This window comes from Arthrobacter sp. BE255 (assembly GCF_031457335.1).
GTDB lineage: Bacteria > Actinomycetota > Actinomycetes > Actinomycetales > Micrococcaceae > Arthrobacter.
This window is the reverse complement of record NZ_JAVDWK010000019.1, coordinates 1-22,184: the sequence shown is the minus strand read 5'-3', so window position 1 is coordinate 22,184 and position 22,184 is coordinate 1. Positions and strand designations below refer to the sequence as shown.

General features: G+C 63.0%; 19 protein-coding genes. 14 read left to right on the top strand and 5 right to left on the bottom strand.

Annotated features, from left to right (window positions below):
• Positions 1-218: 218 nt before the first annotated feature.
• The 3 genes from J2X42_RS22155 to J2X42_RS22145 all read right to left on the bottom strand — a co-directional run bounded on the left by J2X42_RS22155 (position 219) and on the right by J2X42_RS22145 (position 2,751).
• The gene (locus J2X42_RS22155; protein WP_310168151.1) at positions 219-1,718 is read right to left on the bottom strand and encodes a hypothetical protein; all 1,500 of its coding nucleotides are present in this window, start codon (positions 1,716-1,718) and stop codon (positions 219-221) included.
• 484 nt (positions 1,719-2,202) lie between these two features.
• Entirely contained in the window at positions 2,203-2,406 is a 204-nt protein-coding gene (locus J2X42_RS22150) for a hypothetical protein (protein WP_310168150.1), read from the bottom strand.
• Between the two features lie 96 nt (positions 2,407-2,502).
• A complete protein-coding gene (locus tag J2X42_RS22145; protein ID WP_310168203.1) occupies positions 2,503-2,751 on the bottom strand; it encodes a helix-turn-helix domain-containing protein in 249 nt (82 codons plus the stop codon).
• 344 nt (positions 2,752-3,095) lie between these two features.
• On the opposite strand from J2X42_RS22145, the gene J2X42_RS22140 reads away from it, so the two are divergent.
• The 14 genes from J2X42_RS22140 (at position 3,096) to J2X42_RS22075 (ending at position 20,334) form a co-directional block, all read left to right on the top strand.
• Positions 3,096-3,536 carry a hypothetical protein gene (locus J2X42_RS22140; protein WP_310168149.1) on the top strand — a complete coding sequence of 147 codons (441 nt, stop codon included), beginning with the start codon at positions 3,096-3,098 and terminating at the stop codon, positions 3,534-3,536.
• 32 nt (positions 3,537-3,568) lie between these two features.
• Positions 3,569-4,612, top strand: coding sequence for a M23 family metallopeptidase (locus J2X42_RS22135; protein WP_310168148.1), 1,044 nt, complete (start codon positions 3,569-3,571; stop codon positions 4,610-4,612).
• Positions 4,612-5,103 carry a hypothetical protein gene (locus J2X42_RS22130; RefSeq protein ID WP_310168147.1) on the top strand — a complete coding sequence of 164 codons (492 nt, stop codon included), beginning with the start codon at positions 4,612-4,614 and terminating at the stop codon, positions 5,101-5,103. The genes J2X42_RS22135 and J2X42_RS22130 overlap by 1 nt, the downstream gene beginning before the upstream one ends.
• A gap of 36 nt (positions 5,104-5,139) precedes the next feature.
• The gene (locus J2X42_RS22125; protein WP_310168146.1) at positions 5,140-6,474 is read left to right on the top strand and encodes an AAA family ATPase; all 1,335 of its coding nucleotides are present in this window, start codon (positions 5,140-5,142) and stop codon (positions 6,472-6,474) included.
• Positions 6,475-6,476: 2 nt separating this feature from the next.
• Positions 6,477-6,995, top strand: coding sequence for a hypothetical protein (locus J2X42_RS22120; protein WP_310168145.1), 519 nt, complete (start codon positions 6,477-6,479; stop codon positions 6,993-6,995).
• Positions 6,992-7,273 carry a hypothetical protein gene (locus J2X42_RS22115; protein ID WP_310168144.1) on the top strand — a complete coding sequence of 94 codons (282 nt, stop codon included), beginning with the start codon at positions 6,992-6,994 and terminating at the stop codon, positions 7,271-7,273. Before J2X42_RS22120 ends, J2X42_RS22115 begins: the two co-directional genes overlap by 4 nt.
• A 10-nt stretch (positions 7,274-7,283) precedes the next feature.
• Positions 7,284-7,982 (top strand): hypothetical protein, encoded by a 699-nt coding sequence (locus J2X42_RS22110; protein ID WP_310168143.1) that lies wholly within the window; start codon positions 7,284-7,286, stop codon positions 7,980-7,982.
• 76 nt (positions 7,983-8,058) lie between these two features.
• Positions 8,059-9,276, top strand: coding sequence for a hypothetical protein (locus tag J2X42_RS22105; RefSeq protein ID WP_310168142.1), 1,218 nt, complete (start codon positions 8,059-8,061; stop codon positions 9,274-9,276).
• Complete coding sequence (locus tag J2X42_RS22100; protein WP_310168141.1) at positions 9,273-10,781, top strand: SCO6880 family protein; 1,509 nt, start codon at positions 9,273-9,275, stop codon at positions 10,779-10,781. Before J2X42_RS22105 ends, J2X42_RS22100 begins: the two co-directional genes overlap by 4 nt.
• Entirely contained in the window at positions 10,778-12,268 is a 1,491-nt protein-coding gene (locus J2X42_RS22095; RefSeq protein ID WP_310168140.1) for an ATP-binding protein, read from the top strand. Before J2X42_RS22100 ends, J2X42_RS22095 begins: the two co-directional genes overlap by 4 nt.
• Complete coding sequence (locus J2X42_RS22090) at positions 12,268-14,067, top strand: TraM recognition domain-containing protein (RefSeq protein WP_310168136.1); 1,800 nt, start codon at positions 12,268-12,270, stop codon at positions 14,065-14,067. Before J2X42_RS22095 ends, J2X42_RS22090 begins: the two co-directional genes overlap by 1 nt.
• Positions 14,060-14,500, top strand: coding sequence for a DUF4913 domain-containing protein (locus J2X42_RS22085; RefSeq protein WP_310168135.1), 441 nt, complete (start codon positions 14,060-14,062; stop codon positions 14,498-14,500). The genes J2X42_RS22090 and J2X42_RS22085 overlap by 8 nt, the downstream gene beginning before the upstream one ends.
• Positions 14,501-15,288: 788 nt before the next feature.
• Positions 15,289-15,663 (top strand): trypco2 family protein, encoded by a 375-nt coding sequence (locus J2X42_RS22080; protein WP_310168133.1) that lies wholly within the window; start codon positions 15,289-15,291, stop codon positions 15,661-15,663.
• Between the two features lie 18 nt (positions 15,664-15,681).
• Complete coding sequence (locus J2X42_RS22075) at positions 15,682-20,334, top strand: bifunctional trypsin-like peptidase domain-containing/SEL1-like repeat protein (RefSeq protein WP_310168132.1); 4,653 nt, start codon at positions 15,682-15,684, stop codon at positions 20,332-20,334.
• Between the two features lie 839 nt (positions 20,335-21,173).
• Here J2X42_RS22075 and J2X42_RS22070 read toward each other — a convergent pair.
• Entirely contained in the window at positions 21,174-21,530 is a 357-nt protein-coding gene (locus tag J2X42_RS22070; RefSeq protein ID WP_310168131.1) for a hypothetical protein, read from the bottom strand.
• A 10-nt stretch (positions 21,531-21,540) separates the two neighbouring features.
• A partial coding sequence (locus J2X42_RS22065) for a hemopexin repeat-containing protein (RefSeq protein WP_310168130.1) occupies positions 21,541-22,184 on the bottom strand: 644 nt, incomplete at its 5' end.

Here is a 22,184-nt window from a genome sequence, read left to right as displayed (position 1 = left end):
GCTGGATTCCGTGTCTTCTCTTTTTTCACTTGTGAAACCAGTCGATACGGCCAACCAAGCCAATACATCGAACACAGCGAATCAAGGCAAACTGGCAAATATGGTATTTACGGGTTCACCTTCTTTACTTTTTTCACTTGCGAAACAAGTAGATCCAGCGAACGCAGTAAAGCCAGCACATACGTTGAGTCGGCGTGCGCAGGCGGAACTCGGGTGACTCAAGCTACTTCCCAGACATACCTCGCGGCGTCTTCGTCCGGGGGGAGCCAGTGTTCGTCGCGTTCTGTGTCATAGAGGGCTGTTTCGGTGATGGCCTGCTCCAAGAAACGATCCAAATAGGCATGCCAGGCGGCCCGCTGGTGCCTGTAGAGGCGGATTTGGGCTTGTACATCGTCCATTACGCCCAGGCGCACGGCTAGTTGGCCAAGATTGGTTGTGGCCGTCACGTGCCATTGACGGCCGTCGCGGTGGATCATCTTCAGCGCGCTCATTTCTGCCAGCGCATTTTCTACTGCTGAGCGGCTGATGCCTGTTGCCCTGATGATGTCCGAGTTGGTGGGGGAGCGGCGGCCGCGTTCGATTGCCTCGTACACGAGGGCAGCGGGTGCTCCGAGGGCGCGGAAGACGTTGCGGATCCCGTGAATCTTGCCTTTGCGCCAGCTCAGTTCACGAGTCAGTTGCTGGAGGTGGGCCGGCAGCTGAATGAGGTACACGTCGGCCGAGCGACGCCGGGCATCCGCGACCTTCGTGATGATCCCGTCGGAGACCCGAACCAGCCGGGGCAGCAGTCTTGCAATGGTGGCGTGGTGTTTTCCTAGAGCTGTGGCGAGTGTGCGGCACCCAACGTCCAGTAGATCCGTTTCCTTGGCCCTCATGTAGCCCAGGAGTGAACGGAACAGGAACCGGAGTCCCACGGACTCCCTGCCGAGTTTCATCATGCGGTAGTCGAGGACCGCGTAGAGGATGTTCTCGAGGTCGTTCACGAGTTGGTGGATGGCCGCCCTACTGGGCTTATTAATGCCCCCCCCTGTGGTTAAAGTCTGGCTTGTGTCGTTAATAAACGCATTCTTTCTCCCTGCCGACGGTGGAGTGTCTTTTTGAGTCCACGCGACGGCTTTGGCCCATTCAGTTTCCAGTAGCCGGCCCTGTTTCGCGTCGCTGCCGTACAGGGCAGCCAGTCCGGGGAACTGCCCTGCGATGCCGGCGCGGACCTGGTCGAGGGTCCACCGGCAGGCGGAGAAGTGGTTCAGGACGGCCATACGGGCTTCTGACGGGCTCTTATACCGTGCGGTGTCGTACAGCCCAGTGCGTGCGATCCTGCGCAGCGGAGCCTCAACTCCTGCCGACACAGGCATAAGGGCAGCTGAGCCCGAGATCGTTGCAGCTGGCTTTGCCATCCGCGCTCTTAATTCCCGGAGCCGGGACAGTTCCGGAGCGAGGGCTTCGCGCAGGCGATCCACGGCGACCGCCGGATTGCGGCGGCTCATGATGTCGTAAGCGGCCGACAGGGGCGTGATGAGCACCTGGTAGCCACCGGACTTGTAAAGGGACCCCGGAACACGAATGCATCCATCCGTTATGTTTTGGTGGGGGCCAGGGTCCAGAGACGCAGCCTGAAGGGCTAAAGCTTCGACAAGCTCACGTGCTGCAGCACCGTCCAGCCGTTCGGCCAGGGGGACATAGATGTGACGGCCGCCGCTGGGGGAGAAGTCTTCCACCCACCGGAGTCCGCACTCTTTCAGGATCCTGCCCAGACGTGCTGCGTCGTCGTCTACGACAGCCTTGAGTGCTTTGGAGGTGTCAAGGTCCAGGCAGATCGTCGCCACGGTGCCGTCGGCACCGTGGACGGTCACGGCGGCAGGGCGGCGCGGCGGTGTCTTGGTGATCCTGGGTATGGTCTTTGGCCGGGGGTACTGGAATCGGTCACCTATCCAGCGGCCCAGCCGGTAGGACGGCTGCCCGGCGATAAGCGGTGCCAGGATCCACGACTGTTCCGGCGTGGCCTGACGGCCGACACTCGGTAGAGCGTGCGTTGACTCCGAATCGGGTTCAGGTACGATGAGACCAGTTCCTTTCCACTGGATGGGTACGACAAGATCCACCCACTGGGTGGGTGTTGGAAAAAGTTCAGATCGAATCCCGCCAAGAAAAGGATCTGAACGCATACGTTTTGAAGGCCCGCCTAGTGCGGGCCTTCAGTTTTTAACTGGCCTTCGCCATGGGCAAAGCCTCCTGGCCGGCCAAAGCATCAAGGTCGATGGTGTTCAGGTGGTCATGCAACAGCCGTGCGAGGAGCTCAGAACGGCTTTCAGCCGTTATCTCAACAACCCTGTTGAGCTTCTCGGCATCCGCCCGCGGAATCTTAGATGTGACGGTCTGACGGTCGCCCTTATGCATCCGTGCCATGGGTCCTCCTAAAATCGGGGTGCTGAGAACTAGCCAATAGCAATCCGATTGCCTTAAGTGGGATGCCGATTCGGCGTGTCGCCCCAGAAAGAACATTTAACGCCCTAGCAGATAGTCCTTGAGTGCAGTCAGGAGGTGCTCAAGGCGTTCTGGCTGCACAGTGAAGGTCACGGTGCGTCCCCTCCGTTGCCCCACTGGGACATCAGCTTCCACAAGGCCGGCGTCTTCCAAGTACTGAAGAGTTCGCCTGGCTGTGTTGGGGTCCGTTCCCAGCTCACGAGCCAGATCCGCTGCTCCTGTAGGGCCTTTGGTGGACAGGTGTCGCAGGATGGCGCGGGAGAACATCGTCCCGAATGACTCAATGGCCATTTCTACGTCCCCGGAGAGGGGGCTCGGGGGACGTATATATCGGGGCATCCACTCATTTTGTCACTTCCTGTGTTTGATTCCGGCTTCCTCAATACAAGACTACATTTAATGTCGTTTTAGGGTAACGTCTTAACTGTCGCATACATAACTGCCTCTAAAGCAGGGTCATGCGCGTGATAGCCGACACAGACGGTTCATTTGACAAGCTTCTTCGCCGGGACTTGTGGAGAATGGCGGGTTGCGGGTTGTGCCATCAAATGGATTTTGTCTGTGGGGGCAGGTAGCTGTGGAAAAGATGTCCAAGGGGGAGGGGTCTGAGTGTGAAGATTTTGTTGCCGTTTGGCACCCACTGGCCGATGGATGCCCTGTTGCGCGAACGTGCGTGCCACGAACGTGAGCTCTTCCGTTCCTGGGTGGCTGGCCTGGAGATCCAGGAGAGCCAGTGTCAGGTCCTTGCCGAGCTTTTGGAATTGATGGATGAGCGCGAGTTCGTTGAGGGCCGCGCTGCCTGCGTGACTTATGAGGCGCAGCTGGACCGCCGAACAGGACTGAAGGATGCCCTTCAGGGTGTCCTCAAAGACCTGAAGGGCGCTGGGCTGCTGACCTCTGACCGGGCGGCCGATGTATTCGCAGATGACCGCCCGGGTGTGGTGTTACGTGGCCGCCGCCCGGACGCGGCCCCGACTGTGGAGGCTGTCGGGCCATTGTGGATGGCTGACTCCTGGGTGCGGCGGCGTTTTGCCGTCCGGTCCGCATCGTGAAGGGCGGCGCTGGGAGCGTAGGCCTGGTTGTAGTGGCTTTTCTTTTGGCCCCCATCTTGATTGTCGTGCTGTTCCTGGGGGCGGGCGGCGCGAAGGCCGCCGCGTCCTGTGGAGTGACAGGTGGCAGCGTTGCCGTGGGCAGCGTCCCCCCCAAGGTTGGTGCCTTCTCCGGGAAGCAGCTGGAGAACGCGGCCGAGATCATGAAGGCTGCCCAGGATCTTGGTCTGCCGGCGGCCGCACAGATTCTTGGTGTGCAGGCCGCCATTGGTGAGTCCACGCTGAACGTCATCGACTTCGGCGACGCTGCGGGTCCGGACTCCCGCGGGCTCTTCCAGCAGCGGGCCAACGGCGCGTGGGGCTCCTACTCGGACCGCATGGACCCCTACATCAGCGCCACGAACTTCTTCAAGGCACTGACAAGGGTTTCCGGGTGGGAGCAGCTGGAGCCCAGCACCGCGATCCACCGGGTGCAAGGCAACGCTGTGGAGGACCATTACGCGCAGTTCCGTGCTCCTGCAGCTGAGGTGGTGAAGTCCCTGGGCGGAGAGGCTGCCGCCCGGATTGATTCCAGCGGCGCCTGCCTCGGCAACGGGGGAGCGGTGATTGGTGAGCTGTCGGGCAAGTGGGTCAACCCGCTGCCCGGCGCGATGATGACCAGCGGCTACGGCCCCCGCGCCGCACCTGCCGGAACGGTTGGGGGAGTCCTGGCGAACTTCCACTATGGGATCGACTTCGCCACTCCCGGCCGCGCGGGAACCATCGTGGCGGTGACGGATATGAAGATCGTCAAGGTCCGAAACCTTGACGGCACGTTTGGCACGGGTGTGACCGGCCAAACTTCGGACGGGAAGCTGACCATCGGTTACTACCACATGGAAGCCGGGTCCGTGAAGGTCAAGGAAGGCGACGTGGTAGCCGCCGGAACCCCGCTGGGCATCGAGGGTGCCACCGGCAACGTGACCGGCCGCCACCTGCACATGGAGTTCTTCCCGGGGGCATTGCCCAACCCCATGGTCCCGGTCAACCAGACAACAGACCCGGCCCCGATCCTCAAAGCACAGGGAGTGAGCTTCTAATGAGCACTAAGAACTTCGGCCTTGTCCTGGCCGTCGCCGTCGTCGCCCTTACCGGTTGCGCGGCCCCGGTATCGAACACCACACCTCAGCCTGCCGAGACGAGCAGCGCCCCGATTGAGATTCACGAGCACGACGAGGATCACGACGTACCTGTGGTGACCTGGGATGCGTCCACGGAAGCGGAGGTCAAGGCCCTTGCCGTTGACTTGATGGGTAAATTTGCCCGCCCGGACGTGACATCACGTGCGTGGTTCGACGCGCTCCAGCCGCACATGAACGCTGACTATCAGGAGTCCGCGCAGTACATCGACCCTGGCCGGATCCCGGTCACAAAGATTCTTTCTGACCCCGCCCTGGTCAGAGAGAAGGGGAACCCGATGTCAGTCATGGCGGAGTTCTCTACGAACAACGGCCCGTGGGTGCTGTCTCTGCACAGGTCAGGGCAGGAGGAACCGTGGCTGATTACCCGTATCGCTCCCAAAGATTCCTAAGCAGCATCACCACTCCGAAAAGAAAGAGGTAGGCCCATGGCAATCGAAAAATCGCTGATCCAGCCGGAACCGGTGATCAGCGCCATCATCAACGGCGACAACACCGGAGTCCTGAAAATCGACGGGGAAGAACACCCCTACGAAGCACCCGATGTCGCCGGCCTCCGGCAGGCGCTCATGAAGCGCGTCATCGGAGAAGCAGCCACCCTCGGCCGCCCCGTCCGCGTGACCTCGATGGACGACACAGGGGTTTCCTACCTGGTGGTCTCACCGGCGGGTGAAGTCGAGGAAGAGCAGCCCACAACGGTCCCGGAGGATGCCCGCGCGATCATTGAGCGCATCCCGTCCACGTCGGCCGCCAGAACCACCGTGGCACGGTCTGCGGTCTCTACGACCGTCGTCAGGGAGCCAGCCCCGGCAGATGCACCAGCAGCGGCCGAGACGATTACCCGCCGATCTATTAGGGAAGCGGGAAGTTTCCTCGCTGCCCCCAGCGCCGTGGAGCCGGCGACTCAGGGTATTCGGGGACTGCTGAACAGCCTGGGCATGTCGCTCGCGCCGTCAGAGGATGAACTGAGCGAACGCGAGGATGTTCGGCTGGCCTCCAAACACTTCGCCGGCACCCGCACCATTGCCGTGGTGAACCAGAAAGGCGGATCGAACAAGACCCCCACCGTGGCTGGCCTGGCTGCCGTTTTCGGCCGCAACGGTGGCAGCGTCGTGGGGTGGGACAACAACCCAACGACAGGGACTCTGGGGTGGCGTACAGAGAAGGGTGACCATGCCAGGAGCGCATTGGACGTGATCGCCGCCGCTGATGCCCTGCTCTCGCCCACAGCCCAGTCGGCGGACATCAACGCGTTCGTGCACCATCAGAGCACGGACAAGTACGACGTTTTGCGCTCTGACGCGGATGTGGATGGAACGCACGAAGTAACCGCTGAAGAGGTTGACGTCCTGCATCGCGTGGTCTCCAAGTACTACCGGCTGATCCTCATGGATTCGGGCAACAACCACCGAAGCGCAGAGTGGAACCGGATGATCGACCACGCGGACCAGTTGGTGGTTCCCACCACCAACGAAGAGGACCGGGTAGAGGCTGCACTTTTGACGTTGCAGGGCCTTGACCTGAAGGCCGAGCGTTCTGCCGGCCTCGCTTCCAACGCCGTTGTGATCGTCTCGGAACGGCAGAGAGGCGAGGCACGGCTCTCGCAGGAGACGGCAGAGAAGTTCGGGCCCTATGTCCGGGACGTGGTTGTGGTGCCTTTTGATGAGGCGTTGAAGTCCGGTCAGATCCGTTTCGGTGCCCTCCAGCCTGCTACTCGTAGGGCGTGGTTGCGGGCGGCAGCTGCGGTGGCTCGTGGGCTATGAACGTGACCGAAAAGACCGAGAACGTCAGCCCCTGGGTGACGGCCGCGCAAAGCATCGCACGGGACGTCCGGGCCGCCGCCCCTGAAGAGGACCATGCGCCTGCAGCTGAAGATCAGCCGGTGGGTTTCGTGGCCGCGCACGGCGGTGCCGGGGCCACGGCCTGGGCTTCGATCCTGGACGGTACGGACCACGGTCCCCAGCTTCCGGCGGACGGGACACCTGTCGTGCTTGTTGCCCGGGCAAGCCTCCATGGGATCGATGCGGCCAAGGCCGCCATTGCTGCCCACGGACGGGCCGCGTTCAGCGCCGTCCTGACCGTCCCTGCCGTACCGGGGCGCACTCCGCGACTGATCCAGAACGAGCTCAAAGTTTTGGCTGGCGCGGTTCACCTGGTTCCCGCCCCGTGGGTGCCGGGGTTGCTGATCAAGCGCTCGGCATTGGCCGATTTCACTGATGTACCGGCAAAGGACCTGGCAAAGGTCCGCGCCGCGCTTTCAATCACTAAAGGAGAAATGAAATGACTGTATTCACCAAACTCAGCGACGTAGCAACCATGATTGTGGCCGAAGCCAAGCCGCTCCCCGCCCCGGTCCAGGACGGCCTTGACACCGTTCTGTTGTGGGCCAAGATCATCGGCGGTTCCCTCGCCGTTCTGGGCCTGATGATCCTGTTCATCGGCCTGTTCTTCGCTCACCAGCGCGGCCGCGGTGAAGAATTCATGGGCAAGGCAGGCTGGTGGCTCACGGGCGCTATCGGCCTGGGTACCGCCGGCCTCCTCGGCGCACTGTTCGTCGGATAAGGAGGCGACCATGAGCAAGGTACAGAACCCCCAAACGTTGAGGGGGAAGGTCGCGCTTTGGTCCTCGGTCGCGTTGGCCTTCCTTGTCGCGATTCTGTTGTTCCTGATCCTGGTCAAGCCAGCAGGAACAGCACCGCCCAACCCGATCGCGGTAGAAACCACTACAGCGACAGGTGATTGCGACGTGCCCGAGGGGGACACGTCTTCCAAGCCGGCCATGCCTAAAGACCTCCGCTGGGAAGCCGACAAGGGGTGGACGTGGCCGGTCTCGGACACCTACGGTCCCACCAAGACAAAGGACGGCTACGGCGTCTGCTTCGCCCGCTCTCCGCTCGGAGCAGCTTTGGCTGCCGTGTCCATGAACGCCTCCGCCAACCTCGTTGATGCAAGAAAGACGGTGGAGCTCTACACCCTGGATTCGAAAGGCAAAGAGGTACTCCTGGAAAAGACTCCGAACGAACCTGCGGCCACTAGCCCGGCATCGTTCGCGGGATTTGTCGTCGACAGCTTCAGCAACGACGAAGCGGCGATCACATTGGTGATCGCAACTCCCGCAAGTAGCAGCGGTTATACGGGCCTACCCCTGACTTTCCGCTGGATTGACGGGGACTGGAAGCTGAAAGTCATTGACGACGGATCAATGTTCGTCGGGCAGCCTCCGGTACCCGTCAAGGGTGGCTTTGTGGAGTGGAGTGGTTCGAATGGCTGATTGCACTGTCTTTTCCGGCCCAGCTTGCGTCGCGGCGAACGTTGTTGGCGGAGTGCAGGATGCTACTAAGGGTGCGGTGAACTCTGCCGTTGATTCGGGGGCTTCCAGCCTGGGCGAGGCCATGATGGGCGCTTGGGATTCGATCATGAAGGGGTTCCTGACGTCCTGGCTGGATTCCGGGATGATGGTCAGTCTGGACGGTGCTTCCATGCAGTGGCTGACTGATCAGTTGCAGGTGATCAGCATCTTCCTGACGACGGTTGGCATCATGGTCGCCTGCGTGTGGACTATGGTCCACACCCGTGGAGATCAGGCAGTGAAGGCATCCAAGGCCCTGTTCAAGGTGTTCATGGTTACCACGGCCGGAACGACAGTGATGCAGGTAGCCATCCCTGCGGGGGATGCCTTCGCGAAATACATCTTGGATGAGGCCGGCGTGACTGTTGCCGGCTATGAACAGTTCGGTCCGGCAGCCGGGGCGGTTAGCCAGATCGGTCCTGGGTTGTCGATTGTGGCCGGGATTTTCGGGGTGATCGCCACGTTGTTGCAGTGGGTCATCATGATAGTCCGTGCCACGGTGTTGCCGCTGCTGATCGCTGTGTGGCCGGTCGCCGCTGCAGCGGCCATGATCCGCGGTGCTGAGGGCAGTTTCTCCACTGTCACTAAGTGGCTGATTGCTTTCCTGATCTACAAGCCCGTCGCGGCAATAATTTACGCGTTCGCGTGGAAGTTGAAGTCGGGTGATGACGGGATTGGAGGCGTCATCAACGGCATGCTGCTGCTGGTGCTGGCTGTTGCTGCCCTTCCGGCGCTGATGAAGCTCCTTAGCCCTGCGACAGCGGCGATGGGCTCTGCAGCTGGCGGGAGTATGGCAATGGCTGCCGGTGCTGCTGTCGTCGGTGCCGCCGTGGCCGGGGGAGCGGCTGTGATGACCGGGGGCGGCTCTGCCGCCGCTGGCGCTTCCGCTGCAGGAACTGCGGGCCGGGTCAGTTCATCGTCTCCCGGAAGTTCAACGGCCCAAGGTACGTCACCACATGTTTCCACGTCCGGCGGCTCAGGTGGTGGATCCTCCTCTGGACCGGGCAGCTCTGCCGGCGGTTCGGGTCCGGCCAGGATGCCCGGGGTGAGCGGCGCAGGTGGTCCCAGCGGTGGCTCCCCTTCCTCGGGCGGGTTGGTTGCTGACGGCGGTGCCTCGGCCGGTGCTTCGGGGCTTCAGGCTGCTTCTCAGTCTTTGGGCGGCGCTGTCGCTCAGGGTGCTAAAGACTCTGATGGAAAGGGCGTGTTGGGCTCATGAGCGATAACTCTGCACAGGAAAAATTCGGTAACTGGCTCCAGCCTGCTTCACCTGGTCTCTATGGCCTCAGCCTTCCCGCGCTGGTCGTCGCGGCTGCCGGCCTGGTGTTTTCGTTGCTGTTCATGATGAAGGAGCTGTACCTGGTGGCCCTGGTCGTGCTGCTCGTCACGGCCTTGGTCGTGCTGCTGGGCATGGTGAAATTCGGTGGCCGGACAATCATCGGAAAAATCACCGATTCTCTGTCCCTGGCCACGCGGAAGTCCTCCGGCTCGGCGTTCTACGTCACCGGGGCACTGTCCACGCTCCCGCCGGAAGACGCGGAGCGCCTGCCCGGTGCCCTACTGGACGTGGACACGATCTCGGGCACCGATGGCCTGGGCCGGAAATACTCACTGCTGCACCACAAAGCAGTGAACCAGCTGGCAGCCGTCTTCGGCTGCTCCCCGGACGGGGCTTCGATGCAGGAACAATCCATGGTCAACTCCCAGGTCTCCAAATACGGCAGCTGGCTCTCTTCCCTGAGCGTGGAAGAAGGCCTGACCGGGGCCACGGTGGTGGTCGATTCGGCCTCGGAATCCTCAGCCGGGACATGCGCAGCCATCCGTGATGACGTCGCCCCTGGTGGCCCGGCCTTCGCCAAGGAAGTCCTGGACCACGCGGTGGGAACCCTGCCGGCGCGCTCGGCCGTGCTGAACGTTTACGCCACGATGGTCTGGGATGCAGCAACGCTCGGGGCAACCGATAAGGACGTGTCCTCAGCCGTTGCTGAGGTCGCCGCCCGTCTTCCTGGCCAGAGCGAAATGCTCCGTGACGCCGGGGCCGGTTCACCCGAACCACTGGTGGAAGAAGAACTCGCCCACGTCGCGCAGCTGGCGTACCAGCCGATGCGCGATCAGGAAATGGCTTTGGATGCCCTCCAAGGCCGCTCGGCCATCAAGGACTGGCAGCATGCCGGGCCGGGGTTCTTCGATGATTCACAGGGCCGCGTAGTGTTCCACGATGGTGTTGCGTCGATGACGCTGATGATGACTGTTCCTCCGGGCGCGCACATCACCTCGCGCAGTTTTGACCGGATCTTCGGGCCGAACGCGAAGTTCCTCCGCAAACGGGTGGCGCTGTTCTACCGTCCCGTGGACCCTGGTAGCGGGGCCAGGATCGTGGACAAGCTGGTGAAAACCGCTGATTGGAAGATCAGCACCCGCAAAGGCCGGCCCACGTCCTGGGACCTGGGGGCCAAGGCTGTAGCCGAAAAGACCGAAGAGGAGCTAGCGCAGGGTGCCAGGCTGTCGCTGTTTTCGATGATGGTCACCGTGACGTTCGCCCCGGATCAGAAGTCCTACCGGGACGCACTGAATCAGGTGAAGTCCCTGATGAACCAGCTGATCATGCCGTACCGGTTCGTGGAGCACGCCGGCTCGGCCGCGTTCCACACCACCCTCCCGTTCGGCGTTCTTCCCTGGCGGTACAGCATCACCCCCCTTTGGATCGGAAGTGGCACCAAATGAGCAAGCGCGGGAGCGAAGCGAAGCACATCAAAACGTCCAAAGGCTTTACCGGGTTTGGCGGCGGCCGCTGGGGCAAGCGTCCCGCGCCGCCGCAGTGGTACTCCTCCTCAACCCAGCTGTGCGGGATTTACCCGTTCTCGGCCGGCACATCCCGACCGAACATCGGGACACCTTTGGGCCGGGATATGAACGTGGGAACGGCCGTGGCCGGGGATATGAAGTCCTGGTACGACGCCGGCCTGATTTCCTCGGCCTCAATGATGCTCTTTGGCCTGAACGGGAACGGCAAGTCCTCGATCGGGCAACGCTTCATCTACTCCATGGCAGCGCGCGGCATCGTCCCGATGGTCTTTGACCCGCTCAAAAACGAATACCGCGAAGCCATCGAAAAGATGGGCGGCACGGTGTTCAGCGTCGGCCCTCGCGGGAAAGACAGGATCAACCTCCTGCACCTCGGGGCATTGGGGGAAGCCGCTGCAAGAATCGGTGGTGTCCTGGGTGAAGAAATGCGGCAGGAAGCCATCGGCAAGGCCGTGGATATGGTCGCCCTCGTCGTCCAGATCAACCGCGGCCTGCCACTGGCCGACAGTGAAGATGCGGTACTGGCCCTGCTGGTTCGCTCGGTCATCAACCGGGTCCGCAGGCCTTCCCTGCACGACCTGAAAGCGGCGTTCCTGAACCCGCCGCCGGAAGTCCTCTCAGCAGTGGCCTGCAACGATGCGCAGCAGTTCCTTACTGAGTACCGGACGTTGCACCTGTCCGTGCTGGCCGTCCTCAACGGCGAAATGGGGCCGCTGATTGGCGGCAGCGAATCCATGAGCATTCCCGTGGGAAACCCCGGCGGGTTCTGCTTCGATACCTCCTCGATCCCGGCCTCAAACACGAAGCTCCTCTCCGCCGCGATGCTCGCCACCTGGAACATCGGCTTCTCAGCCATCGACGCGCACTGGGAACTGTCCCGGTATGACCCGGACGTGTACTGGGGAAGTTACCTGGCCGTGCAGGACGAGTTTTGGTATCCGATGCGTGCCTGTGAGGGCATCATCGACCGGGTAGACCGCGTGGGCCGGACCAACCGCGGCCTGGGTGTAAGCGAACTGAAAATCACCCACAGCCCCAAGGACTTCCTGTCCCTGCCCAACGAGAAGGATCGTGCCACGGCCAAGGGCTTCGCCCAACGCAGCGGCGTCCTTGGACTCATGGCCCTGTCCCTGGATGACCTGCACGAGCTCAGCGCGGTACAGCCGCTCAACGCCAAGGAAATCCAGACCGTAGCCGGATTCAATGCCCCACCGGACTGGAAGCCGAAGCTGAACGCTGACGGCACCCCTGCCGCCCCTCCCGGGGCAGGAAAGATCCTGCTGAAGGTTCCGGGCCGCGTCGGTATCCCCGTTCAAATGACCCTGACTGAGATCGAGAAAAAGCACCACATCACCGACGAACGCAGCCACCGGTTCGTCCCAAAGAAAGAAGGGGCGGCCGCCTGATGGGTGCACCGAACAAGCGAGCCTCAAGCCTCAGCGGCGAAACCGTCGCCCTCTGGGTGATCCTCGCCGTCGTCATGGTCGGAGCCGGTGCAACAACCGGAGCGGTTCATATTGGCTCCATGATGGCAGGAGACGGCCAGCAGCTGCCAGAGAACCCGGCAGAGCTCGTGGTGGGCCTGGTCAAAGGCACCGTTAAATGGCCCGCCCCGGCCACTTGGGTTCTTGTGGGTTTCGGCGTCATCCTGGTGGCCGTGGCTGTTCTGATCACCCGGGCGGTCCTAAAGAGTGCGTCCAAGCGCTCCCGCGTTGACGCAGCTGCCCGCTACATGGCGACGCCCAAAGACCTGAAAGCCCAGACCCTGCGCGGTGCGACGGAAAAGGCCAAGAGCCTCGGTGTAACTGGTTCACCGGGCATCCCTGTCGGGAAGACTCTGATTGGGAAGCAGATGGTCTTCGGGTCCTGGGAAGACATGCACATCGACATCTGGGGCCCGAGAACGGGTAAGACCACCTCCCGCGCCATCCCCGCTATTCTCTCCGCGCCCGGCGCCGCCCTGGTCACCTCGAACAAGCGCGACATTGTGGACGGCACCCGCGACGTCCGGGCTATTGACGGCCGGGTGTGGGTCTTTGACCCGCAGGCCGTCGCCTTGGAAGAACCCACCTGGTGGTGGAACCCGCTGTCCTACGTCACCGACGAAGTCCGCGCCGCCCGCCTCGCTGACCACTTCGCCTCCGGCTCACGCGGACCGGGAGCCCAGACGGACGCGTACTTCGACCCGGCCGGGCAGGACCTGCTGGCCGGTCTCCTGCTCGCGGCCGCCCTGGCTGACCTTCCCATCACACAGGTGCACACCTGGCTGACCGACCCGACCGAGGACGCGGCCGTGCCGATTCTGATGGACCACGGCTTCGTGCAGACCGGCAACGCCGTCCAGGGCGTGATCAACCTCCACGACAAACAGCGCGGCGGCATCTACGGAACAGCCCTCCAGATGGCGTCCTGCCTGACCAACCGGCAGGTTTCCCGGTGGGTCACCCCGCAGGGCCCGGCTGATCACCGGCCACAGTTCGACCCGGCCAAATTCGTCCGGTCCAAGGGAACGCTGTACAGCCTCTCCAAAGAGGGCAAAGGCACCGCCGGCCCTCTGGTCACCGCCCTGACCGTGGCGACCGTGGAAGCGGCCGAAGAACTCGCCGTCCAATCACGCGGCGGACGCCTCGAAACACCGATGATCGGCGTCCTCGATGAGGCAGCGAACGTCTGCCGCTGGCGAGAGCTCCCGAACCTCTACAGCCACTACGGCTCCCGGGGCATCGTCCTGATGACCATCCTTCAGTCCTGGTCACAGGGCGTGGAAGTCTGGGGCCGGGAAGGCATCCGCAAACTCTGGTCCGCCTCCAACATCAAGGTCTACGGTGGCGGCGTTGCCGAAGCCGAATTCCTGAACGAAGTAGCCCAGCTCGTCGGGGAATATCGCTACTCCAACATGACCAAGAGCAGGTCCAGGCAAGGGGTCTCGTACAACTACGACAACGACCGCAAAGAACGCACCCTCGACGTCTCCGACCTCGCATCATTCCCCCGCGGCCGCGCCATCATGTTCGCCTCCGGCGCACCCGCAGCTCTGCTCGAAACCGTGCCCTGGATGGGCGGCAAGCACGACGCCGAAATCCGCGCCTCCATCGCCGCCCACGACCCCTCCAAACGTCCAGCCACGGCAGATACCGCTACAGCTGAAACGGTGAATCCCTGGGTGACCGCCGCGGCCTCAAACAGAGGCGAAGCCGATGAGTGATCTGGGCGAGTGGGACGACGAGCCCGAAGTATCCGACCAACCTTCCGGGTCACTGGTACGTGGGGAACCGGAAGCAGAAAAAGCAGCTGAACCCGAGCTGTTCTACAAGGATCTGGTGACCTTCGTGCAGGAGCATCTCTCCTCGTCCTATAGGCGCAGCCTCAGCGGCACAGATCGAACTTGGTGTCCGTCGTGGTGGAAACACGAAGAAGCCATCAGTCGACTGGAAGCATTATGGCGGTCTTGGGAATTTCTCCGCCTCGACGGCTCAACCGGGATGAGCGTGTGGTGGCGTGATCACGCCGACCACCACATGAGTGTCCTATTCTCCGCAGACGGTCCGTTCAAGGGCTGCAAACCTGTTGCCGGCGGCCACGCAACAAACAAGCTCAAAGCTCTCCCATGCGATCCTCCCCCCGCCGGGCTCTTTTGAAGTGCCGCCAGTTTTCGACGGGGCTAAAGGACTCTAACTGTTGCCGAACTGAAAGCGGGCCCAAAGATCTGTGCAGCAGTAGCGGTGGATAACCCATCAGGATTGTCCCCGCTGTGGGCAGCGGAATTAATTGTCCAGACGGGATCTGGAGAATTGAGCAACAAGCTGGTTTCGCAATTGCCCACGCATCCTCCTCAGCAAAGCTCGTCAGCGGGCTGGCTGTCAGGCTTGAATCCAAGACTGTTCGGTGAGCACGTGCAGGAACTGCTTTCCGGACCCTATTCTGACGCTCGTTTTCTTTCTTCCTAATGTCAGGTTGGGGTGTAGTTCAAATTGACTGCGGGAACCGGCACCCGGCTTGGACCCTGGGACAGAGAGTGGGCTGTTTGCCTCCTTCCGTAAAGTACCTGAAGCGATACAGCGCCAGCGGACTGGGCCCCAGCGGTCATAGTCCGTCAGTAATACTGATCGGTTGCAGCCCCAAAGCGAAGCAAGACATTGGGTGTCAGAGATCAGCTGGATTGAACTCGTTTCCCGAGAAAGATAGACCCGGGGCAGGGTCATAACGCACCAGTAACGCGCAATGGGATACAAGTGCGTTGAGGCGTACTGAAATTCGATTCTGCATTGACCGCCGGGCCCTGGCAGTGGTGCCGTGGACTCCCCGGCACCACTGCTGGTGTATCTTCAACCAGATGCCGAACGGGCCCGAAGACTTGACGGCGGGCCAAGACGGGAACACGATGATCTATGTTGTCCTGTAAGCGGCAACGGAACGGTGGACGACGGTGCCCGATAACGAGGAATTGCCGGAGGGTGTGGATCTGGCGGAGGCGATTGAGGCGCTGCGGTCACAGCTGAACGAAGCCATGGAGAAGTCTCCTGAGACGGGTCTGCGTTTCCGGCCGGGACCGGTGGAACTGACGGTACAGGCGGCGCTCACCAAAAACGTCGTGGGCAAGGCTGGCATCAGATGGTGGCTGATCGAGGCGGGGGGGGAGGCCTCCCGCCAGTCCGCGATTACCCAGACCCTGAAAATCAGCCTGCAGCCGGTGCAGGTCAACCCTCGGGGCGAGGTCGTGGATGCCCTGATTTCCGGTACCGACGCACCGCCGGAAGACACTCCGGATAGGCCGCGGCAGGCGACCGGCGGCCCCGAATAGCCGGAACTAACAACGATCATGGATACCGGCAGAGTAGTGATGATCCGCTACGAGGAGGATGGTGTCCTCCGGGTCGGCTCTGGTTTACAGGTCGGAGGACACCACGTCCTGACCGCTGCTCACGTGGCCCAAGGGACCGGCCATAGCGTGCTGATCGGACCCCGCGAATTTCCGGCCATGATCCTGCTGCGTTCCCCTGACCCCGCGGTGGATTTGGCGGTGCTGGACGTCCCCGATGCTGAGGATCTGGAGTGGCTGGGCTTTGCCCGGGTGGACCGTGAAACCGTCGCCACAATCCAAGGCTGCGTCGCGGTGGGGTTCCCCGCCTTCACGAAAGACGAGAACGGCCACCGCCGGAGAGAACAGGTGGCCGGTTTCATCCCGACAGCATCCGGCTATACGGCCGTGCCAGGCAAAGGAATGAAACCGGGCTTCCTATCGCTTAAAGCTACCGGACCGGGGATCCGTGACTCGTTGCCCGGGGGGGATCTGGAACAGAGCCCGTGGGCTGGTATGTCCGGAGCCGTGGTCGTCTCTGCCGACAACCGGATCCTGGGCGTTGTCCGTCACCACAACCGGCCGGAAGGCGCCGGAACATTGGCTCTGACACCGGTCGGCGCCATCGATCTGCTCCCGGAACCCGACCAGGCAGCATTCTGGGAGGCCTTGAGGGTTACCGATCCTGACCGGCTGCCCCTCCTGCCCCGCGGGCAGCCCGTTGAACCGCTGGTCGGTCTGGCCGAGCCGCTTGCCGGCAACAACGAGTTGCCACTGATCGAGAATTTGGACCCTTACCAGCTGGGTGCCACTCCCAGCCGATACGGCAGGAAGAATAGCTTCGGACAACACGATCAGTACGTGCCGCGAACGCACGAGAATGTGGATGCCCGGGTTGAGGCGGCCTTGGAACCGGGCCGGATGGTGCTGATCGTCGGCCCGTCCAAGGCTGGCAAAACCCGGACCGCATTCCACGCTATGCTGGCGCGATGGCCGCAGGCTGCGCTGCTCGGCCCCACGCCACCGGCCTTGGCCTCCCTGGCCAGACATCCCCGGCTCGCCAACAGCAGCGATCCCCTCATCGTGTGGCTCGACGACCTCCAAAGGTACCTTACCGGCGTCCCGGAACCGCTGACGCCTGCCCTCCTCACGTCCCTGCTCGCGCGTAACGGACCCACCATGGTCATCGCCACCCTGCGTACCGAGGAACGGACGCGTCTGGTTAGGGACACTGGAGAACTGACCCGCGACGCGCGACGGGTGTTGGAAGAAGCCACGCAAGTAAAACTAGGTCCGACCAGCGACCATCTGGAAGAACAAGTCGCTGCCCGGGCCTTCTACCCAGACGAGGACTTGTCCGTGTTCGGGCTGGCCGAGCAGCTCGCAGGCGCACCTGCCCTGCTGGAGCAGTACTTGGACGCCCGCCACACGGCACCTGTAGTTCACGCGATCATCCTCACTGCAGTTGACTGGGTTCGCGTCGGCATACCCTGGCCGGTGCCCGAAATGGACCTGTCCGCCTTGGCACTTCAGACTTTGGAAGCCAAGTTTGGGATCATAATCTCCCCTAAAAAAATTCGGAAGAAGATCGCGGAGGTAGCTACTCCGCCAGTGGGCGCGGGGCGGGTGGCCGCGCTGGCGACGATGCTGCTGCCGGATCGGTCGAGCGGATACCTCCCGTTCTCGTACCTAGTCGCCTCCGACGACGGTCAGGGCGGTGAACCCCGCCCGATCCCGGAGGAATTCTGGTCTAGGGCACTGGAGAGGGTCGATCCTTACGACGCGTTCTCAATCGGCTTCGCGGCCTATGAGCGCAACGACAGCAATGTCGCCATCTATGCCTTCAAACTGGCCGCCGACTCCGGGAACATCGCCGCGATGGTCAACCTCGGGGTTCTGCTGACGAACCTGGAACCCCCGGATCCTGTCGGCGCCCGGACCTGGTACGAGAAGGCCGCCGACGCCGGAGACACCGCCGCGATGAACAACATTGGGGTCCTGCTGGCGAACCTGGAACCCCCGGACCCTGTCGGCGCCCGGACCTGGTACGAGAAGGCCGCCGACGCCGGAAACACCGCCGCGATGAACAACATTGGGGTCCTGCTGGCGAACCTGGAACCCCCGGACCCTGTCGGCGCCCGGGCCTGGTGGGAGAAGGCCGCCGACGCCGGGAACACCGACGCGATGAACAACATTGGGCTTCTGCTGGCGAACCTGGAACCCCCTGACCCTGTCGGCGCCCGGGCCTGGTACGAGAAGGCCGCCGACGCCGGAAACACCGCCGCGATGAACAACATTGGGGGCCTGCTGGCGAACCTGGAACCCCCTGACCCTGTCGGCGCCCGGGCCTGGTACGAGAAGGCCGCCAACGCCGGAAACACCGACGCGATGAACAATCTTGGGCTTCTGCTGGCGAACCTGGAACCCCCGGACCCTGTCGGCGCCCGGGCCTGGTACGAGAAGGCCGCCAACGCCGGAAACACCGCCGCGATGAACAATCTTGGGATCCTGCTGGCGGGCCTGGAACCGCCGGACCCTGTCGGCGCCCGGGCCTGGTACGAGAAGGCCGCCAACGCCGGAATCACCGCCGCGATGAACAACCTTGGGCTCCTGCTGGAGGGCCTGGAACCGCCGGACCCTGTCGGCGCCCGGGCCTGGTACGAGAAGGCCGCCAACGCCGGAATCACCGCCGCGATGAACAACCTCGGGCTCCTGCTGGAGGGCCTGGAACCGCCGGACCCTGTCGGCGCCCGGGCCTGGTACGAGAAGGCTGCCAACGCCGGAGACACCGCCGCGATGAACAACCTCGGGATCCTGCTGGAGGGCCTGGAACCGCCGGACCCTGTCGGCGCCCGGGCCTGGTACGAGAAGGCCGCCAACGCCGGAAACACCGCCGCGATGAACAACCTTGGGATCCTGCTGACGGGCCTGGAACCGCCGGACCCTGTCGGCGCCCGGGCCTGGTACGAGAAGGCCGGTGACGTCGGGAACACCGACGCGATGAACAACCTCGGGGTTCTGCTGGAGGGCCTGGAACCCCCGGACCCTGTCGGCGCCCGGGCCTGGTACGAGAAGGCCGGTGACGCCGGAAACACCGCCGCGATGGTCAACCTCGGGGTTCTGCTGGCGGGCCTGGAACCGCCGGACCCTGTCGGCGCCCGGGCCTGGTACGAGAAGGCCGGTGACGCCGGAAACACCGACGCGATGGTCAACCTCGGGGTTCTGCTGGCGGGCATGGATCCGCCCGACCCTGTCGGCGCCCGGGCCTGGTGGGAGAAGGCCGGTGACGCCGGGGACACCGACGCGATGGTCAACCTCGGGGTTCTGCTGGCGGGCATGGATCCGCCCGACCCTGTCGGAGCCCGGGCCTGGTGGGAGAAGGCCGGTGACGCCGGGAACACCGACGCGATGGTCCGACTCGGGGTTCTGCTGGCGGGCATGGATCCGCCGGACCCTGTCGGAGCCCTGGCCTGGTGGGAGAAGGCCGGTGACGCCGGGAACACCGACGCGATGGTCAACCTTGGGGTTCTGCTGGCGGACCTGGATCCGCCGGACCGCGCCGGCGCCCGGGCCTGGTGGGAGAAGGCCGCCAACGCCGGGAACACCGACGCGATGGTCCGCCTCGGGGTTCTGCTGCAGGGCATGGATCCGCCGGACCCTGTCGGAGCCCTGGCCTGGTGGGAGAAGGCCGCCAACGCCGGAAACACCGTGGCAATGTACAACATTGGGGTTCTGCTGGCGGACCTGGATCCGCCGGACCGCGCCGGAGCCCGGGCCTGGTACGAGAAGGCCGCAAACGCCGGGAACACCGACGCGATGAATAACCTCGGGTTCCTGCTGGAGGAGATGGATCCCCCGGACCGCGCCGGCGCCCGGGCCTGGTGGGAGAAGGCCGCCAACGCCGGAAACACCGAAGCGATGAACAACCTCGGGTTCCTGCTGGCGAACCTGGAACCGCCGGACCCTGTCGGCGCCCGGGCCTGGTACGAGAAGGCCGCCAACGCCGGAAACACCGAAGCGATGAACAACATTGGGATCCTGCTGACGAACCTGGAACCCCCGGACCGCGCCGGCGCCCGGGCCTGGTACGAGAAGGCCGCCAACGCCGGAGCCGCCGACGCGATGAACAACATTGGGATCCTGCTGACGAACCTGGAACCGCCGGACCGATCGGGCGCCCGTACATGGTTTGAACGCGCCGCTAAAGCTGGCTCCACGGATGCCCTGTACAGCCTCGGCTATCTCATGGCTGACCACCCGGGACGCTTAGATATAGACAAACTTCGAGCTCGATGGCAGAAGGTCATTGACGCCGGTCCGGACGATGTGTCTGATGAGACCGTCCTGCTGACCTTGTTAGGACTGGCAGCGGTGGAGGCACTAATCGGTGAGAGCGCTCGCGCCGGAGAACTCCTTGACTTGGCCAAGCAGCATGGAGCCCTCTCGGCGGAGGCTTACAAGGATGTGCTGTCCCCGAAACTCTTGGTTCGGGAATCGGCTGTGCTCGTTCTGAGCAATTTGCCGGAGGACTCCGACGCGCTAAATTTCCTCGGGGTGGCCAACTATCTGGCCGGCGAAGAGGTAAAGGCCAATCACTACTGGCTCCGGTCAGTCCAGCTAGATGACGTCATCGCGCCCCTGCTGTTGCGCATCGCGGAGATCCCGCCGAGCTGATTGTCAGAGATTCTTTGAGAGGTTCAGGAATACTTCAGTGTCGGCTTCAAAGAAACAACACGACCATTCGTTAACGAGAAGTACCTAAGTGGCAGACGATTACTACGAAGTGCGTCCTGACGTCCGGTTTCTGGACAGATTGGAGTTCTGCGAAAGTCCAGGCTACCCGCAGCATGGTCCTGGACTGGACGATGCCGATGCACCGGTAAGGCTTACCCGGGGGAGTGGTTGTCTCCGAAAAGCGCATCGTTCAGGTCACTACTCGGGCGGTGGCCAGCGCACATCTATTCATGAAGAATGCATGAATGCGCGCTCTAGCTTTCAGTCGCTGCAAGCAAAATCTGCATGACGCGCCGGGGGGGTATCAATTGACTGGCACTTTTGGACCGCCCAAACGGCAGGTTCTTCCCGGAAGGTGAGTTCTCCGCAGCCACTTCTACTCCCGTTTGTGAGCCATCGGACGCCGAAATAAAAGCACGGACCCCCCAACCTCGCCGCGGCCGCCAGACCTTCCCCCACGCCTCGGGCGTCCGCCTGGGGATTGACTGGTAAATTTCAACCACCGCGGTGCTGTACGCCTGCAACGAGCGTTTTTCTCGGAACCGTCAACACCTTGGGCAAGGCGAGATCCCGTTCCTGCTGATCACCAGAAGGGCAAGTCCGGCTGGACTGGACGTCGCCGCACTGAGGCGCCGCATCCCGCTCGGAATCCGCTGCGAGGCTCGAGCCGCACGGTCCGCCGTGGCACCGAGGCTTGAGTGGCGCTGCAAAGCCCACACCCCCCGAGCGGTCCGGAGTGAGTGGATCCAAGGTGCACCCAGGCATGGGCGATCGGCAGATTAGGCAAGTCCGCGAATATTCGCGGACTTGCGTGCAACCTTCCGGATCCCGGCGTCTTGGTCGTCTGAGAGCCTCGCAAGGACCTGCTGGGATTCCTGCGTAGGGAGGTTCCGGGCGGCCGCCGCCGCTGCGACCCTGATGATGGGGTTGCCTGACTCGGCCGCGGACTCGACCGCGCCAGCTCCGCCTTGGATGAGGCTGGCGGCGTAGGTGGCCTTGGACGCCAGCATCACGTCATCGCCGCGGATGAGCTGCGCCAGATGGGGCAGAGCCTCCGGCCCGAGCGCGGCCGAGGCGTCGTAGTTAGGTTCCTCGGGGTCGAGGAGCCTGCGTACTTCCTGCATAGATACTGACATCAGGGACCTCCTAGAGATTCTGTGAGAATTCGCTGGCCAACATCGTCGCGATTTCGCTGCCAATGATGTCCGGTGGTGGGTTGGTGATGTTCCCCGTCCCGTTGCCGGTCATCAACCGATCGTTGTCATCTACGTGGTTGAGGTCGAGCACGTGGCCGGCTTCGTGCGCGAGAGTCCATTGTGTTGCTCCTTGGGCCATCACGAGCGCGGGTCGGGTGGCGGGGTGGGCGGCGCAGCCGTTGAGCACTGGAATCGTTGAGCGAACGAAGTAGGCGCAGATGTCGTCGGCGGCGGCGTTGTTCCGATTTGCGAAGAGGTCGTCCTGCTCGGCGGTAGTCTGGCCCCGTCGGCATTGGCCCACCTCGATGTCGTTTAGCTCGGGCAGGTTGAGGTTCTCCGTACTGGCGAGGACGACGTTGATGCCCACAGCCTCGTATAGCTCGCGGATGCGCTGGACGGCCCTGGCGACACCAACGTCCGGCGCGGTGAGCACCTTGGCGTGGAGCCGCACTGTTGGGCCCGGGGCCCCAGCGAATCCGCGCGGCCAGCCCCAGTTCGTGATGGGCGCCGGGTAGCCGGCATCGACAGTGCCTGCACCCGTATCACCACGGGTCACGCGGATGTACTGGCCGCCTTTGAAGAAGTAGGTTTTAG